Annotated in this window: 8 protein-coding genes; 2 read left to right on the plus strand and 6 right to left on the minus strand. The window is 34.0% G+C overall.

Features of this window, described 5'->3' with window-relative positions; all coding sequences use genetic code 11:
* Positions 1-1,888: 1,888 nt before the first annotated feature.
* Together F6K23_RS30670 and F6K23_RS30675 are read left to right on the plus strand one after the other, a co-directional pair.
* On the plus strand, positions 1,889-3,592 hold the full coding sequence (locus F6K23_RS30670; protein ID WP_293163059.1) for a methyltransferase domain-containing protein: 1,704 nt from the start codon (positions 1,889-1,891) through the stop codon (positions 3,590-3,592).
* Between the two features lie 1,601 nt (positions 3,593-5,193).
* Positions 5,194-6,144: a calcium-binding protein gene (locus F6K23_RS30675; protein WP_293163062.1), complete on the plus strand. Its 951-nt coding sequence runs from the start codon at positions 5,194-5,196 to the stop codon at positions 6,142-6,144.
* A 50-nt stretch (positions 6,145-6,194) separates the two neighbouring features.
* Here F6K23_RS30675 and F6K23_RS30680 read toward each other — a convergent pair whose 3' ends face one another.
* From F6K23_RS30680 to F6K23_RS30705, 6 genes are all read right to left on the minus strand, one after another.
* Positions 6,195-8,210: a calcium-binding protein gene (locus F6K23_RS30680; protein WP_293163065.1), complete on the minus strand. Its 2,016-nt coding sequence runs from the start codon at positions 8,208-8,210 to the stop codon at positions 6,195-6,197.
* 327 nt (positions 8,211-8,537) lie between these two features.
* Positions 8,538-9,812 carry a glycosyltransferase family 4 protein gene (locus F6K23_RS30685; RefSeq protein ID WP_293163068.1) on the minus strand — a complete coding sequence of 425 codons (1,275 nt, stop codon included), beginning with the start codon at positions 9,810-9,812 and terminating at the stop codon, positions 8,538-8,540.
* 673 nt (positions 9,813-10,485) lie between these two features.
* Complete coding sequence (locus F6K23_RS30690) at positions 10,486-11,184, minus strand: bifunctional 2-polyprenyl-6-hydroxyphenol methylase/3-demethylubiquinol 3-O-methyltransferase UbiG (protein ID WP_293163071.1); 699 nt, start codon at positions 11,182-11,184, stop codon at positions 10,486-10,488.
* A gap of 1,300 nt (positions 11,185-12,484) precedes the next feature.
* A complete protein-coding gene (locus F6K23_RS30695; RefSeq protein WP_293163074.1) occupies positions 12,485-14,917 on the minus strand; it encodes a sulfotransferase domain-containing protein in 2,433 nt (810 codons plus the stop codon).
* A 1,143-nt stretch (positions 14,918-16,060) separates the two neighbouring features.
* A complete protein-coding gene (locus F6K23_RS30700) occupies positions 16,061-17,206 on the minus strand; it encodes a class I SAM-dependent methyltransferase (protein ID WP_293163077.1) in 1,146 nt (381 codons plus the stop codon).
* 779 nt (positions 17,207-17,985) lie between these two features.
* On the minus strand, positions 17,986-18,207 hold the full coding sequence (locus F6K23_RS30705) for a hypothetical protein (protein WP_293163079.1): 222 nt from the start codon (positions 18,205-18,207) through the stop codon (positions 17,986-17,988).
* Between the last annotated feature and the right edge of the window lie 214 nt (positions 18,208-18,421).

The following is an 18,421-nucleotide window of genomic DNA, read 5'->3' on the forward strand; positions in this document are numbered from 1 at the left end:
TGGTTAAAAGTTGAGTCTTCTCAGAGTTTGAATGGCTATGAGTTGTTAATTTTCTCTAGATTACTTTCCGAGGGTAATTGATTTTTTTGTCTCGCCTAGAGTCAGAGTTCAAATATATGTGTCACCTAACTTTTGATTGTAGAAAAAATCAAAATATCGCCAAATTTTCCCATATATATATAGATGTATAGAGAGTATTTAGATTTGGTAGTGAATTTTCTTTAGTAGAGCTAAAGATATCTCATTCCCACTCAAATTTTTTCTGGTGAAAAGCTGAATTATCTCAGAATTTGAATGTCGGAGAGTAATTAATTTTTTATCCCTCGGTGAGAGTCATAGGTTGAATATATATATCTGAGTTATACTCTCCTAACAATATCTGTGACTATTCCTGTTTTTGACTTGAGAAAAATCTTGCAAAATTCTAAAAGATACTGCTCTGTATATATAGATGTATAGAGAGTGCTTGGACTTTGTTATTAATTTTCTTCGGTAGAGCTGAATATACCTCATTCCCACTCAAATTTTTCTGCTTAAAAACTGAGTTTTTTCAGAATTTGAATGGCTGTGAATTGTTGATTTTCTCTCGATTACTTTCTGAGGATAATTGATTTTTTTTGTCTCGGCTAAAGTCAGAGTTTAAATATATACCTCACCTGACTCTTGACTGTAGAAAAAATCAAAATATCGTCAAATTTCTAAATATACTGCTTTTTCTGGTTAAAAGCTGAGTTATCTCAGAATTTGAATGGCTGTGAGTTGTTGATTTTCTCTAGGTTACTTTCTGAGGCTAATTAATTTTTTTATCTTGTTGAGAGTTAGGGTTTAAATATATATTTCACCTGACTCTTGACTGTAGAAAAAATCAAAATATCGCCAAATTTTCCCATATATATATAGATGTATAGAGACTACTTAGATTTTGTAGTTAATTTTCTTTAGTGGAGCTGAAGATATCTCATTCCCACTCAAATTTTTTCTGGTTAAAAATTGAGTTATCTCAGAATTTTAATGGCTGTGAATTGTTGATTTTTTCTCGATTACTTTCTGGGGTAATTGATTTTTTTGTCTGGGCTAAAGTCAGAGTTTAAATATATACCTCACCTGACTCTTGACTGTAGAAAAAATCAAAATATCGTCAAATTTACAAATATATTGCTCTACATATTTATAGATGTATGGGAGATGATTTGGTTTTGTAGTTAATTTTCTTTAGTAGAGCTGAAAATATCTAATTCCTACTCAAATTTTTCTGGTTAAAAGTTGAATTATCTCATGATTTTAATGGCTATAAATTGTTGATTTTCTCTCGATTATTTTCTGGGGTAATTGATTTTTTTGTCTGGGCTAAAGTCAGAGTTTAAATATATACCTCACCTGACTCTTGACTGTAGAAAAAATCAAAATATCGTCTTAAAAGTTGAGTTATATCAAAATTTGAACGTCGGAGAGTAATTAATTTTTTATCCCTCGGTGAGAGTCATGGATTAAATATATATATATATCTGACTGACACTCTCCTAACAATATCTATGACAACTGATAACTGATAACTAATAACTGATAACTGAAATGACTATCCCTATTTTTGACTTTAGAAAAAATCGCAAAAATTCAAAAATATACTCTTATCTATTCTATATAGATAGATGTATGGGAAATGGTTAGGCTTTGTTGTTGATTTTCTGTAGATAATTTTCGGAGGGTAACTTACTTTTTTGTCTCAGTAGGAGTCATAGATAAAATATATAGCAGTCTCCATTACTGTATTTGACATATCAAAAGCTAAAAAGCCAGACAATTCCAGATTTTTTTCCTTCTTCCTTCTTCCTTCTTCCTTCTTGTTGTTGAGAAATGGTATTATTTGGAGCAGCTTAAATTAAAGAAGATGACTCAGACTAGATTTAATTCTTCAGAAAATTCCATTCACCAAGAACTTCTAAAATTTATACCCGCTGATGCTAAAGTTATTATCGAATTTGGCTGTGGTAATGGCACAATAGCTTCTCAATATAAACAGATTAATCCTCACTGTTATTATATTGCTATTGAATCTAATCCAGACTTTGCTAAAAATTCTGTCTTACAAGTAGATATAGATAAAATTGTAGTAGGAAATTTACAACAAAATATTTCTACTCTAAATATTCAACCAGAAACAGTAGACTGTCTGATTTATGGTTTAGATTTAATGGCGATCGCTGACCCGACTGCTGTTTTGAAATATCATCAAAGTTGGTTAAAAAATGATGGTCAAGTTTTGGCTATTGTACAAAATGTACAGCATTGGCACAGAATTTTTAATTTGCTTAAAGGTGGTTGGGAAAATTCGGAAATAATTCGTCATTGGTTTAGTCTGGAAAGTCTCAAGTCATGTTTCGCTAACGCAGGTTTACAAGTATATGAAATACAAACTCGTGGTGAAAAAGGAGAGGAGTTTCAACGGTTTCTCCAAGTAACTGAGGGTCTGGTTGATGCTTTGGGTTTGGATTCAAAAAAGTTCGCTACTCAGACCGCTGCTGAATATTTCATTGCACGCGCTACCAAATCTCCTATCCCTCCCCGGAGATTATTAATTCAAACGATAATTATGGACCCGAAAGTTTGTGGTACTGTCAGAGTTCTGGAACCAGACCGCTTTAGCGCTACTATTCCTGGGGTGAGAACTTTTTCTACTGCGAAAACTGCTGACTTAAATATAGGGTTGCCTCAAGAAGAAAAGGTGTTTATCTGGCAACGCACAATTTTAAATTATCCGTCTGACTTTCATAAACTTAAGTCTTTGCTGAAAAAGGGTTATTTGATTGTGGCTGAAATTGATGATAATCCGTTACGTCGTCCTGAATATGCTGAAAATAATTATCTTAGCTATCGTGGCTGTCACTGTGTACAAACTTCTACTCCATCCCTAGCTAATTTTTTACGTCAATATAACCCCAACGTTGTAGTTTTTTACAATCAATTGGCTAGAATAGTACCCCTATCTGAGCACACCTTCCCCCATAATAAATATCTTACCATATTTTTCGGAGCTGTCAACAGGGAAGCAGACTGGAAAGAAATTATGCCGATAATCAATCAAGTATTGTCAGATTATCAAGATAAAATTAGATTCAAAGTCATCCACGATCAGTTATTTTTTGAAAGTTTAAATACAGCCAATAAAGAATTTTATCCATTTTGCAGCTATGATAAATATCTAGAGATTCTTGGCAGTTGCGACCTTGGTTTATTGCCTCTAAATGACAACCCAATTAATCAAATGAAATCCGACTTAAAATTTGTTGAATGTGCAGGTTATGGAATAACTGTACTAGCTAGCCCAATAGTTTATCAAGATTCAATTCTTGATGGTAAAACAGGTTTAATTTATCATTCTGTTTCAGATTTTGCTAGGAAATTTAGACAACTAATAACTGATGAAAATTTCAGAAAAAAAATAGCAATCAACGCTTATGATTGGGTTGAAAATAATCGTTTACTTTCTCAACATTATCGTCAACGCCGGGATTGGTATCTGCAAATGCGAGATGAATTACCGCGTTTAAATGAAGAGTTAAAAAATCGTGTTCCAGAATTATTTGATGATTGAAAACTTGAGGTTTTATGTTTGAATGAACCAGGAGAAAGAAGAGAGTACACAGAATGAAGAATCGAAAGTAAATACAGTTTCTATTTCTAGCTAATTAGACATCTCCTCCAAAATAGGCAATAGGTTACAGGGAAAAATAATTGATAATTCATGAATATGAATTGATTTTATTTTTTATTTTTACCGAATAATGAATAATGAATAATTAAATAATTCTCGCCTTGAAACCGACTCTTTTAAGGGGAAAAAAAGTGCTAGGATATTTCCTTATATTCAATTCCTTAACGGTTAAAAACTGAGGTAATTATCAATTATCCATTATCAATTATCCATTAATGAACAGATGTCTATTAGACCTCTCCGGAAAAGAGGGAGTAGGGAGTAGGAATTAGGGGGAAATAATTGATGATTTATCTACGATAATTGATTTTATTTTTGATTATTGGAGATGTCTATTAAATACCATAGAACATAAAATTTAGTTGAGATATTATATCAAGTAAGGTAGCATCAGTATTGTAAAGTAAGGGTCATTTCAGTTATCAGTTATCAGTTATCAGTTATCAGTTATCAGTACCTCTGCAATAAGGAGGCTTGAAATCTGAAATATTCTCTTTTTTTATCCCCTTAAAAGGGGAGGCGCATACCCAGAATTTTTCGGTAAGGAAGAAGGAAAAAGGTTGAAAAGTTGGAAAAAACTTAAATTTCCTGTATATATTCACCCTGGGATTTACACAAATTATAAAGTGCGGACATGATATTAAATCTATAGCAATTCGCGCATTGATTGTGACAATTTTTATAATAGTTAATTTGAACTAAAAACCTTTAAAATTCTGTACATAGTCAATCCGACGGCTCCCCTACCACCAAAATATTAAAACTTAAATAGGATCGCTATATTTATATTCCTACAGAGAAGCAAACTAAATTCATTAATGCTATAGAATTAAATACAGCAATTGTCATAAGTGTAATTGTCTAAATTATGTTAGTTTATTTTGATAACTCACATATTTTATTAGTCTATGGTTTCCTAAAAAAATTAAATTATTAAAAATATAATGTTCCAGAACTATTTAACAGACAAAAAATTGAACTATGATTTTTGAATAAGTAGTTGAGCTGCCAAAAAAGTTAGTATTAGTAAATTTTCCGGCAGTCCTGCAACCGTAATGGTATTGATCATTTCCCTTATGGGTTTAATACCCCACCGTCAACGGGGTACTCAAAATTGTTTGAGGTGAGAATCCCCATGCAATTTTCCCTTCTGCCTTCAGCATAGCTGCCTTCTGCATTCTTCAATGAACTTGAGACAAATTACCTAATGATGTAAGCTGTTATTACCTCAGCTCCAATTATAAAGAAAGAGGATGTATTTCGGTTTCTTTCCTACTAACAGTTTTTTCCACTCTCCTACTCTCCTACTCCCCTACTCCCCTACTCCCCTACTCCCTACTCTCTGTTTCTTAATCTATAGCGCTACAAAAATTGGTTAGGACATTTTTCAATCCTAAAACCCTTTTACAGTTTGCTATTTCCTATTCCCTATTCCCTATTCCCTATTCCCTATTCCCTATTCCCTAGCGCTATAAATAAAAATGCGAATATTATTTACAATTGCTCATTTTTTTAACCCTGAAGGTAGCGGAAAACATGGTTCTTTACGCAAAGACCCGCAAACACGACGTATAGCACTAACTACCTGTTTAACTGCATTGCGTGCCTTGTATGCTAAATCTCAGTACATAATTGATATTAGTAGATATCAAGCAACTCCAGCAAATCAAAATCATGGCCATGAAATTGATATTATTGTTTGTACGACTAAAGGTTTTCATTTATTATCTCAAATTCCTTTGCCCTCAGATTTTCTGATGCATCACAGCACTAACGTAGAACCTATGTTACTAGGTTTTGAATGTCAGGAAGTAATGAAATCATGTCTTGGGAAATACGATTATTATTGTTACTTAGAAGATGATTTAATACTGCACGATCCATGGCTATTTGTGAAATTAAATTGGTTTAATCACCACACAGGAAATGGTAATTTACTTCAACCAAATCGTTATGAAATTTCTCCTTTAGGAGCTGTTCCCAAAGCTTATATAGATGGAGATTTAAAACCTGAAATAACAGCTAAATTTCAAAATATTCGAGAGCAATATCAGCTTAAGGGAAAAATCATGGAAAAGGTAATTGCCTTTCATAGAACTCTTAACCCCCACTCTGGTTGTTATTTTTTGAATGCCGAACAGATGAAAAAATGGGCTAGTAAACCTTATTTTTTAGACCGAGATACCAGCTTTATTGGTCCGTTAGAAAGTGCTGCTACATTAGGAATTATGCGGACTTTTAAAATTTATAAACCTGCTGCTGCTGATGCAAGTTTTCTAGAAATTCAGCATTTTGGCACTACATTTTTGAGTTTAATTGATAATCAAATAACATTGCTTCAAGAACAAGCTCCAGTTAACGAAAAAACTCAGACAAATCCAGTAGAAAAAGAAGTCAAAACAGAAACTAATCCAGAAAAAAATGAGGAGTGATTAAAAATCAATCACAGCCTCATAATTTTGCTTAATGCTAATAGATTATATTAGATAATAAAGATGTCAGATTGAAGTAGGTTAGGAGTACCATTGAGGCGAGCAATAGTAATAATAGGATTACTATCATCATTTTCTAGATTACCGTTAGGATCGTACTTTAACAGACCTGAACCAGCTAGTTCTGGGTCATCTGATGTGTCATTTGGATCGGTTTTTGGGTTTCGTTCATAGATAATAGTAGGACCGCTAGTTCGAGCAAAGCTATCTTCATAGTTATCACCTACACCAACAGCAACAAAATCATTAATGCCAATAATTGAGTTTTTGCTGGAATTTTCCAAATTAAATCCATTCAAGTCTAGAAGTATCCGGTCATCAGAAGGATCGAAATCTACGATAACACTATTTTCAGTGACATCCTCCTCAACGGCAAAATAAGCAAAGCTATCGTTACCTTGACCACCAATTAAGGAGTCCCCTGTACCATCAAGGCCAGCTGCAATATAGTCGTCACCAGCACCACCAAGAATAGTATCAGTTCCTCCACGGCCAAATATAACATCATCCCCTGCACCAGCACTAATACTATCTCCTAATGAGTCATCTGCAGTACCACCCACAATAGAATCATCACCTGCTCCAGTAATTAAGATATCAGCTCCATCACCACCACTTAGAGTGTTACTACCTTGAGTATCTTCTATTAAGAATGGTGCTGTACCTCCACCCTGAAATGCTATGATTGTATCGTTACCTTGTGTATTCCCAATTAACTGATCGTTTGTTCCACCAAACTGAATAAAGTCATTGCCTGTACCACCATCAAAGAAGTTTGCCACACCAGCGTTGGTACTGCCCAAAAGGATATCATTACCTGAACTACCAATCAGAGTAACTTCAATACTACCACCACCCGAAGCATTGGTACTGATACTTGTAGCATCAATGGTATCGTTACCCTCGCCCCCATCCACACGACTAAAGATACCACTGAGACAATCATTTCCCTGACCACCAATCATAGTATCTGACAAAAAGCCTGATGCTAGAGTATCATCACCGGCACCACCATCTAATCTATTTTGACCAGCAAAACCGGGAACAGTAACTGCTATACCATTAGTACTAAATTTATCTTCGTTTTCTTCGAGCAAACCAGTGGTAATGAAGTCATCACCTCCACCTCCAGCTAAGGTATCTCTTGAAGCTTGACCTCTGATAGTATCGTTGCCAGCTCCACCATCTAAAGAATTTCTACCATCACCGAATGGCCCTACTGCACCTTGAATAAAGTCACTACCTTCACCACCTAGTAGAGTAGACCTTTCTATTGAAGTTAAAGCTATAGCTGTACTATTAACAGGAGTACCTGTAGATTCCTGATTTACCTGAATTATTACATCATTACCAATATCTCCACTTATAAGGACTTGGTTACCCAAAGAATATAATGTGTCATTATCTTTACCACCGAAGATAGTATCGCGATCGCCAAAAGCAACTACTAAATCTTCTTGTCGGTTTGCAGAAATAAAGTTTTGGCCTTGACCTGTATTACCTGTAAATGTAGGTAAGGTGTCAAAATCAAGCGCCTCTACTACATCTGGAGTAAAGGCACTAATAGTGTCACTGTCCCTGCCACCATAGAGACTATCTCTTGTGCCTATTAGTAGGATATCATTACCTTGATTGGCAGAGTACCAGTTATCTCCAATCAGACCACGGAGAAAGTCATCTCCCACACCTCCATAAAGACTTGTACGGGAAACAGCGACTAAGGTATCATTGTCTGCATCTCCAAATCCGAAACCAGCAGCAGCTTGGAATTCCAGGGAGTCACTCCCTGCACCACCTTCAAGAGTATCTGGTTGACCAGAGTTGTTAATACCAGAAGGACCCCTAGATACCAGTGTATCGTTTCCTGCTCCACCTCTAGCTAGACTACCACCTAAGGTAGAAGTAAATATCAGGTCGTCTCCACCAATAGCATTAATCGTATCAGGTGCTATATTTCCAGAATCCTCCTGATCGAAGCGGTCGTCTCCATCAGTTAGTGTTACCATACCGTTTCACTCCTCTACATGGTTTATATCTAAAATATGGACAATTGTTTTGTTTGGCTCAACTACCAACAAATACCAGTAATTTTATATTCGGCTGTAGTTTAACCTGTTTATCTGGAATAAGTCTAGCCTTTTAACTACAAAAATTATCAGCCAAAATTTGGCCTACTATGTGCCTATGGGTTTACCATTATTGACTTTTAAGTACAATCTAGTATTTATACTAAGGCAGCATATTTTTAATGATTGATTATAGTGTTAACATTACCGGAGGACGTGGATAGTTGATTTTAGGTTCCCATATACTATGGTTGATTTTTAATGTCTCTAGAGTTTAGATGAGGTTAGAGATTGTTTTTTTTCCATACCTACATCTTTTTGTTGTAAGCTACGGTTAGCAACTTGATGAATTAGTTCCAAATGTTTTACCAATAAGTTTGAAAGAGCATATCGCTCTAAAACTGTTTGGCGAGCTTTGACACGGATTTCTGCCATGCGAGTTGGATGATCCAACACTTCATCGATGCGGTCAGCTATTTGTTTGGGGGAGAAGAAATCTACTAATAGGCCATTTTCACCATCTTGAATAATTTCCCTCACAGGAGGTGTATCTGAACCTACAATTAGACAACCAGTGGATAGAGACTCAATCATAGACCATGACAGAACAAAAGGTCTGGTTAAGTAGACATGAACATCAGATGCTTGAATGACTTTTAAGTATAAACCGTAGGGCAATGAACCAACGAAGTGAACTCGTGATAAGTCTAAGGGTATTTTTTCTAACATTTCTTGTTTGTAAGTTTTACCATTGGGTAAAGATTTACCGTAGCAAACTCTTTCGGAACCTACTATTACTACATGGCAGTTTGGCCTTCTTTCTTGGAGATAGGCGATCGCTTCTATAAATTCTGGGAATCCCCGATAGGGTTCCATTCCTCGCGCTACATAAGTCACAAGTTCATCAACGCCAGATAGGTCTAAATTAGGCAGTACTAGTTTTGCCCCTGGATTGGGTTTGAAATAGTCTGCATCTACTCCATCGTGGAGTACTGATAGTTTGTTTTGAAGTTCTGTGGGAAATTGCGATCGCTGCCAATATGTGGGGGATAATCCCCAATCACAGGTGTACAAATCTATTAATATGGGAGCATTTTTTACTCTTATTCTGGCCATATCATCTACTGTCAAGGGTTCTGCGGGGTCGAAGTCAGCATCAGAACCATAAGAATGATAGAACCATTCAAAGTAGCAAAGAAGTGGAGTGTTAGGAAATGCTTCTTTGACGAATAAGGTTGGACCCCAACCAGAGTGGCCACAAATTATATCTGGCACAAACCCCTGTGCTTTGAGTTGTTCTGCGGTTCTAAATACGGCTTGTCCATAAATTACTGCACTTTCTAGGGGACGAACATAGTGATGGGTTTCTGGACGGGGTTCGCGACTGGGTTTGAATAATGCTTTGTGAACTCCTGGTATTTTCCACTCTGGGCGTTCGTTTTTTGTGCCAAATACAACTTGATTATTAGGATTTGCTCCTAAAGCGGTAATAATATGACGATATTGGGCAGGAAAATTTGGGTGTAGGAATAGATATTTCATAGGTTATAAGTTGTATTATTTATGATGATTTTTTAATGTTTGAATGTAAGCATTCAGCTATTAGCAGTCAGCTATAGCAATCAGGAATCAGATGTGAGAATTGAAGTGTTCCTTTAAAGTATAGGATATAGCAGTTATCTTATTCTTATGTATTCGTTTCTTCCCTCCATACCTATTCCCTATTCTCTAAAGCAAAAGTCTCCAATATCTCACAACTAAAATCATATTGCTATATCAGCAATTAGTAATGAATAATTACTTCTAGGGTTTAGTCAGGGGATGCATGGCAGTAACTTCTTATTCTTTCTCAATTTCAAAGGTTGCTTTTACCTTCCCTAAAATTAATAGCTGATAGCTAATAACTGACGGCTGTTTACGCAGCATTCCGGAGGAAATGCTTATGTTTAAATAGGGTTTGTTGATTAAATATCAAAGCATTGACTGATATTAGTTAAAGCCTTTTTCTGGTGAAAAAACTTGCCTGGTATTAGGTCGAAAACCTTCAAAAAGTTAGCGTAAAAGGCAGAATAATTCCAGAAAAATGACTCTGAAAAATATATTCGACTACCTCCTAATTAAATTCTATTTTCCGTTCTTCCTAACTACTCCCCTACTCCCCCACTCCCCCACTCCCCCACTCCCCCACTCCTTAAAAAGACTTTTTCAGCAAACCCTAAATAGTGTCTGGTGCTTGGCAGATCCAAACACAATCTCTAGGAACTGAATCAGTATCTTGATGAATAATTTTATATTTGAGATGGTATAGAAATTTCTCCATTATTGCATTAGTCATTACTGAGTGAGCAGTTCCGTTTCGTTTTCCCATAAGATTTTTATCCCAATCTTTGAGAAATCTTTGCCAACCTAAATCGCTGAGGGTATTTGTGTGGTGAAATATGCAAATTTTTTCTCCTCGTAATTTGGCAGGAATTTTTGTTAGGTAGTTAAAAATATCTCTGGGTTCTAAATGCACCATTGTGTCGTAACAAAAACAAACGTCTGCTGTTTTTGAATCAATTCCATTTAATGTTATTCCATCAAGTTTGAGGTATTTTACTTTGGCTTCGCCGAGTCGATTTTTAGTGGCATTTAACATAGAATTGGAAATATCGGCACATATTAATTTTTGACAATATTTGAGTAACAATTCTGCGGTACGTCCTCCACCAATACCTATTTCTAGTACTGTATGTTTTTCATTTATATATGGTGCTATAAATTTTTGTTCGATTAATTTTTCATATTCTGCTAATGAGTTGGCTGCTCCTGCTGCTTTGCCTATCCATTCGTCACCTATATGATTTAATTCAGGATAATATTCTTGCCATTTTTTAGCATATTCTTCCCAAGCATTTTCATAATTAATAGTCATTTTTTGTTTATTTTTTTGTTTATTTGTCAGCTTTTTTAGTTCAAATAGCAATGCTATTTTAGTTGTAAAAAAATATCTTTTATTTTATGCAGTAGGCAACAGTTCATTTCAGTTATCAGTACCTCTGCAATAAGGAGGCTTTAAATACGGAATTATCTTTTTTTTATCTCCTTAAAATGGGATACTTTAGACCACAATTTATCGGTAATAGGTAACAGGGAATAAGAATAAAAGTTTCAGATTTTTATATGTTCTAATATTTTTGACAAATCATTTGGGATTACTATATTAATAAATAGATTAAATCAAATGTCAAGTATAGTGTTTTTTGATTGTTTTAAAACAGTGATTTTCTCTACTTTATAGCAGAAGGAAGAAGGAAGAATAAAGAAGGTAAAATCTGACTTAATCTGAGTTTTTAGGTATCGATCTGTCCGTGCATTTTCCATCAACTGCTATATTTATGAATTTTATGTATATTTTTAAAATTGAGCTTAATACCGCCACTATTCAGGTAAAAGTTATTAATCATTAGTTCACTATTTCCAACTCCATTTGATGGAAAAAATTGAACCGGAACTCAACTAAGACCTATTGAGATTTTATATTCCCTGTTTTCTCAAAGGAGTGAGTAATTCCAACCTACGAGAAGCTCCGCTACAAAAGAGCTAATGTGCTTCACTGAGGCAGGGTCCCATCGGGAGTTCTCATCTCCTCTACGATGTTTTCTTGACTTTAATTAAAATATACATTTTAAATGCCAAACCACTTACTGATAAATGTTTAACTCCCCGATCATAATACTTGTTAACACAATTTTGACCCAGGAGTCTAACTTATTCAAGACTAAGTGCTTAGTATTTTTCACTTTAATTAACTAATTTTAAAAGTAAAAATTGGGGAAAAAAAATCTGATAGCTAATACCTAAGTGTTAATTACTATTATCTTTTCTTTTGCGGGTTTAATTCCCCGTCGTCAACGGGGATGCTGAAAATTGTTTGGGGTTATAAGAGAAGACTATCCATAAGCAATTTTTTCTTCTGCTTCCCCCCTTTGAAAGCTGTGCTTTACCCACATCTTTCTGAACATAAAACGTAGACATTAGTGATAATTTATGTATAAGTCATTTGAGAGGCTTTTTTCTCACAAAAGTGTATTGAATTAGACGTTTTTTTGAATATTCTTACTCCACACCCCCCACACCTCCCCATCCTCCCCACCCTCCCATCAAGGTTTCAGGAGTTCCTTATAAGGGATAGCTTTCAAAGGGGGGTAGGGGGGGGATACCTTCTGCCTTCTTCAATACCAGTTTAAATCAATATTGAGAAATTCGGCTAGCTTTTGATTATCAGATTGGAAATATTGAATTAACTGCTTATATATTTCATCATTAGGTTGTGAGTAATTGCCAGAATTATATTGAAGATATTCTTCTGAGAAATGTGCAGGTAGTTCTAAAAATTGAAATACTTTGTTAATTGTTTCTTGTGGGTGACTAAATAAGTCTTCACTTTTGAGGATGAGAAATTGTTCTTTGGGAAAAATATTCATCCAATTTTGCAGTTGTTCAATATATTTTCCTCTTGCTAGATATGTATAATGTTGATGGTTAAAACTGTAATATGTTCCTGTTTGAATGATTTTTTCAACTTCTCCTTTTAGGCGATTTTGTTCGGCAGCGATCGCTTCTTTCAAAGTTAATTTTTCTGTTCCTAATCTAACTTCGTGATAATAATGAGATATTGCTCTTTCTGCTGGGTTTCTCAACAATATAATTAATTTCATCTGAGGATATATATCAAAAATTCGTTGGGGTACGAGAGGATGAAATAAATAGTAAGGACTTGATTCTCCAGTAATTATTCCTGACTCTAATTCGGGAAATTGCGATTGATACCATTTTAAATCCTTATCAAAATTTAAGTCAAAGTAATGAATTTCATGTTGTAAGGATGCTGCAATTAAAGGATGTTGTACTAAATAGTTATATAAGGAATTAGTACCACATTTCTGAGCGCCGATTATTAGAAAATGTGGTTTTTGGTAATTGATTGAATGATCTATTTTTTTGTTGAATTTGATGCCAAGATATTCATTTAGTTTCTGGTTATAGGGTTGAAAGTATTCTGTTAATTGCTGGTATGTTTCAGAGTTAATTTCTGGTTCTTTTTCTTGATTACTATCGATATAATCATTTATTAATTCTGGCTTCAAATCAAGAAACTTAAATACTTTGTTCATAGTTTCCTGGGGATGATTAAACAAGTCTTCACTTTGCAGAATTAAAAATTGTTCTTTTGGAAAAAATTTCATCCAACTTTGCAGTTGCTCAACGTATTTACCGCGAGATAAATATGTGTAGTGTTGATGGTTAAAACTGTAATATGTTTCTGTTTCTATAATCTTCTCAACTTCTCCTTCTAAACGGTTGTCTTCTGCAGCGATCGCTTCTGATAAACTTAAAGATTCATAACCTAATTTCACTTCATGGTAATAGTGATTGATGGCTCTATCTATAGGATTTATTAGTATGACAATTAACTTTATATTAGGATATAAATTGTAAACTCTTTGGGGAACAAGAGGATGAAATAAATAGTAAGAGCTTGATTCTCCTGTAATTAAATCACTTTCCTCTCCCACTACAAATTGATTTTTATACCAGTTTATTCCTTGATGAAAATTGAGGTCAAAAAAATGTAATGATGGTTGTTTAACTGCTGCTACTTTAGGATGTTTAAAAAGATATTTATGTAAATAATTGACGCCACATTGCTGCGCTCCAATTATCAAAAAATCAGGTTTTTGGGATTGTTTTTTTAAGGTTTTATGTCGGAGAATACATAAGCAAAAATCACTTTTTAAGCCTCCTGGAATTTCCATTAAAATTTTCTCAAATTCCAGCAATAGTCTGATTATTGTTTCTCCTTTGGGGTCTTCTGTAATAAATTGATTACTATCTAGTAGTTGATATAGTTCGTGAATTAACCCACCACCATAGTGATTCAAAACTTCTATACGAAAGTAGTATTTTATAAATGCCAATATCAATTTTGAACGTACTGCTTCTGATGGGTCTACTGTAAATACTTCTTCAATACTTGGGCTTTTATATTTTGATACTTTGACAGATTTTAGACTATCATCAAAGCAATTATATATACGATTAATAATATCTAATTGTTGTTGTTCATAAATATTGAAGCAATCACCAATATACTCATTTAATATTACATACCCTTGAGGCTTTAAGCTATTTTTGATTGTGGATAAACAGTGTTCTAATTCTTTCACATGATGCAAAGAACCAAAGCAGGTTATTAGGTCATATTTTTTGTTAAGAGTAAAAGTATTAAAATTATCTTGGTAAAAATTAATCTTAACTCCGGCTTTTTCTGCATCTCTTATAGCAATTTCTAATGCAGATTCAGAAAAATCAAATGCATCAATATTATTAACTAAACCTAACTTAGCCATTAGTATTTCGTGATTACCAACCCCACAACCAATAGACAATAAACTATCAAATTTTCTGCCAGCAAAAAAATCTTCTATCAACCAAGCTAGCCAATATTTTTCTGTTTCTCCACCAGAGATTCTTTTATTAATAGCTTTTTCAATAATCAAATTAGATACCCACTGATTACTATTTACTAAAGCTGCTTTTGGATTTGTTTGCCAATATTTTTGAGCTTGATTCTGATGCTGATGATTGAAACTCTTTTCTGACATATAAAAATTTTATTTTAATTGTGAAATATTATATAGCAGGGAACAGCGAATAGGGAATAGAGAATAGGCAACAGGCAACAGGGAATAGGGAATAGGCAACAGGGAATAGTAGGAAAAATATTTCCCCTTCTTTGGTTAATTATCAGTCTATCTCCTAACTAACCCCCTATCTCCCCATCAATTTTTCTCTAATTACAATAAATTGACCCTACCTTAAAAGGGCTATCCATTACCCACATCTTTCTTAATATAAAACTTGACAAAATAGATAAATTATGAATGAGTATTGCTTAGGCTTTTTTTGGAAAAATGTATAAAAAAGTACTTTTTATTTGACAGATTCAGTATTTTTATTTAGCTGCTATGATTCTTGCTCCTTTCTCCCCTGCTCCCTACTCCCCTAATCTCCACAAGGGTTTCAATACTTATCAAAATAATATAATATGGGTCTAAAACCCCGCCTTTTAAGACGCAATATTTTTGGAGAGTTACTGACACATTCCCGTTACAAAAATAACTTCTGACTTCTCGATTTTGTTAAGTGTAAGAGATAGCCTTAAAAGGGGAAAGCTTTAGACCATAATTTTTCGGTAAAAAATTCCTTTGCTTTAGGAAATAGGGAGTAGAAAATAAGAAAAAAACTGTATCTCAGTAACTTGAGAAACGCCATATCTAATTCACGATTTTTAGAAGTCTCTATATTTGTAAGCATTTCCTGCAGACTGCTGTGCAAACAGCTATTAGCTGTCAGTTATCAGCAACAACACTCTCTTATATAGGACAGTGTTTAAATTAACAACTGATACCAATTTGATAAATGTTTGTTAAAAATGGTAGGGACGTTGCATACAACCTCCGTACGAAAGAAGGAATAAGAAAGAAGGAAGAAGGGATAAATATTAAAAAAAAGGGAAAAACAATATAAATAACTATCTAAAATGAACTGGACTAGCTATTTTTAAACATATTCGAGCAAGGTCTACGTTTTTGTAGCATTCTTTTTTCAAATTGGTATGAATTTAAGGGGAAGGAAGGCAAATTTTGTAGTAAGAGAGTTAATAAAGCTTTGATCCTAAACTAAAAGCAATAGCTAATAGCTGACGGCTGTTTGCGCAGCATTCCGTAGGAAATGCTTACCTATATTTAGGTATTTTCAACAATACATTTTTTTGTAGTTTTTTTACCCTCAAAAAATACTCCTGCTGCTAAAATTTCCCTAGCCTTTTCTCCTAATACCATATCTAAATTATCACCTTCTTGTACTAAAAAAGCGTGCCAATCTTCTAAACGTTCTTGCCATTCTTTTTGTTGAATATAAGGCCAGATAGTTTGAATCAACATCATCATACTATAGGATGGATAATGATGGGGAAAAATACCACTATTGATTTCTTCAAAGTCTGACAAAATTTGCCGTAAACCATGAATTGTCATATTAAAATAATGGCTGGGGTCAGCGTGAAGTGGTTGTAAAAATGCAGTATCAATAAATATTAAACCTCCTGGTTTTAAGATGCGATAAAGTTCTTTTGCGGTAAAAAATGGATTAGGTAAATGTTCAAAAACTGCATGACTAATTATGGCATCAAAGCAGTTATCTGAAAATGGTAATTTTAATGTTGAGCAGACGACATCTGTATATTGATATTGCTGCACATCTAAGTAACAAATATTTGGCTTTAGATATTCTTTTTGAGTGTTACCTGCGCCAAAATCTAAAACTATTCCATTTTCTCCAATTTTATTTAATACTGTTAAAATTCCTTCTGAGTAGGGATGGGTAGTTTCTGTTTCTGTAAGTTTGATAAATGGTAAATCTCCAGGTTGCAAAATATGAGGAGTATTTCTTCTTATCCATATAGGGCAATTTTGTTTATTACATGGTGCAGCTATGTTTCCACATTGGGGGCAAGTTAATAGTTTTTCTAGGTTGAAAGTTTTCTGTCGTTGAGGTTGGTTAGGGATATTTCCAATAATCTTAAATTGATTTTGAAATAATAATATTTTTTCTCTTCCATCAGCAAATATTTCTATTTTTATATCTGTCTGTGGTTTAATATTTTTTGGCAATAAAAGCTCCCCCCCAAAACCACTATGACTAGCATATTTTTTTTCTGGAAAAGCAGCAGCTACATCTGGTCGATATCCACCATGTAAAAGGGAGGCATAAGGTTTTCCATTGAGATGCAGACTTAATTGAATCTTGAGATTATTTTCAGGAATGTACCAACCAGAAAATTGAGTTAAGTAATCTATTTCTGTGCTTTTAGGAAAATCTAGATTAAACATTATTTATTTTCAGAGGTTGCCGATTTGAAGACAAATTGTTCATACTTTATAGCGCTACGCGCAAGGCAACAGGGAACAGGCAACAGGCAATAGGGGAATACAAAAGGGTTTTCCTACGGAATGCTGCGCAAACAGTTTCTATTCATATCCTAACCTTAATGCGTAGCGCTATAACGACAAATTTTGACTTAAAATTTACTGCTTTGTTTCTTATATCATTGATGTAATACCAAATTGAAATGAAGCTGCATAGAATAATACTTAAAGCACAATTGACTGTAGATAGGCATAGATAAATATAGATTAATGAATGAATTTCGTAATTCTATACAACCTCATATAAAATTGGTATAAGCATTCAGCTATTAGTAGTCAGTTTGCTGTTTGCGCAGCATTCCGTAGGAAATGCTTACTCATTGGTTTCTCAAGTTTTCAACTTATTCTAGACTCAGACCTGTATTTTGACTAACAGTTTCTGCATCTAAAAATTCTAGTAATCGTTTAGCAATTTCGATTTTAGCTTCTCGATTACCTTGTTGGATACCTTGCTCAATTCCTTGTTGAATGGCTCTTTTTATAGCATTTTTTTTGTCGGCAATATAAGTTTACCGTGCCTCAAAAATTTCAAATTTTTCTCTATTAAAACCAGCTTAATTAGCAACTTCAAATGCTTTTTTAATTTCTGGCACTTCCCTCATGTTTTCTGGCACATAATCAATTTTTTTTACACTCTTGATAAAATACAGCCATTTATCAGTAATTATTGTTAATTATGAGATTTATTTAGTAAATTTGGGCAATTCTACAAAGACTAATTCAATGTCATAAATAGGATAGTCTATTAAATAATCTTTTTCTTTGAGCAAAAAGCGATAAATAATTTTATCTAATCCAGAAAACATTTCAAAATCTGTAATAATTAAGCCAATAACAGGATTTAGCAAAGTGTAATCTTCTCCTGAATCTAACTGAGTAGAATAAGCTTTAGCTGCATTAGACATCTCCGAAAATAACCAAAGTCCTACTATCACTACCTTTAGAATCGCGATAGCGTACGCTTAACCGGAGGTTATCGCAAAATCGCAAAAGTAGTTACTTTGTACACCAGAATAGGTGTTTGAGATACTTACTATTAATAACTAGCAGAAAAATAGTATCTATATAAACAAATTTATCTTGCCATCTTAGCGCTTATTTCACATCTATAAAATAACT

Source organism: Okeania sp. SIO2C9 (genome assembly GCF_010672455.1).
Classification (GTDB): Bacteria; Cyanobacteriota; Cyanobacteriia; order Cyanobacteriales; family Microcoleaceae; genus Okeania.

Coding starts and splice junctions, on each gene's coding strand:
- F6K23_RS30670 (WP_293163059.1), top strand. CDS start 1,889: ATGACTCAGACTAGATTTAATTCTTCAGAAAATTCCATTCACCAAGAA.
- F6K23_RS30675 (WP_293163062.1), top strand. CDS start 5,194: ATGCGAATATTATTTACAATTGCTCATTTTTTTAACCCTGAAGGTAGC.
- F6K23_RS30680 (WP_293163065.1), bottom strand. CDS start 8,210: ATGGTAACACTAACTGATGGAGACGACCGCTTCGATCAGGAGGATTCT.
- F6K23_RS30685 (WP_293163068.1), bottom strand. CDS start 9,812: ATGAAATATCTATTCCTACACCCAAATTTTCCTGCCCAATATCGTCAT.
- F6K23_RS30690 (WP_293163071.1), bottom strand. CDS start 11,184: ATGACTATTAATTATGAAAATGCTTGGGAAGAATATGCTAAAAAATGG.
- F6K23_RS30695 (WP_293163074.1), bottom strand. CDS start 14,917: ATGTCAGAAAAGAGTTTCAATCATCAGCATCAGAATCAAGCTCAAAAA.
- F6K23_RS30700 (WP_293163077.1), bottom strand. CDS start 17,206: ATGTTTAATCTAGATTTTCCTAAAAGCACAGAAATAGATTACTTAACT.
- F6K23_RS30705 (WP_293163079.1), bottom strand. CDS start 18,207: ATGTCTAATGCAGCTAAAGCTTATTCTACTCAGTTAGATTCAGGAGAA.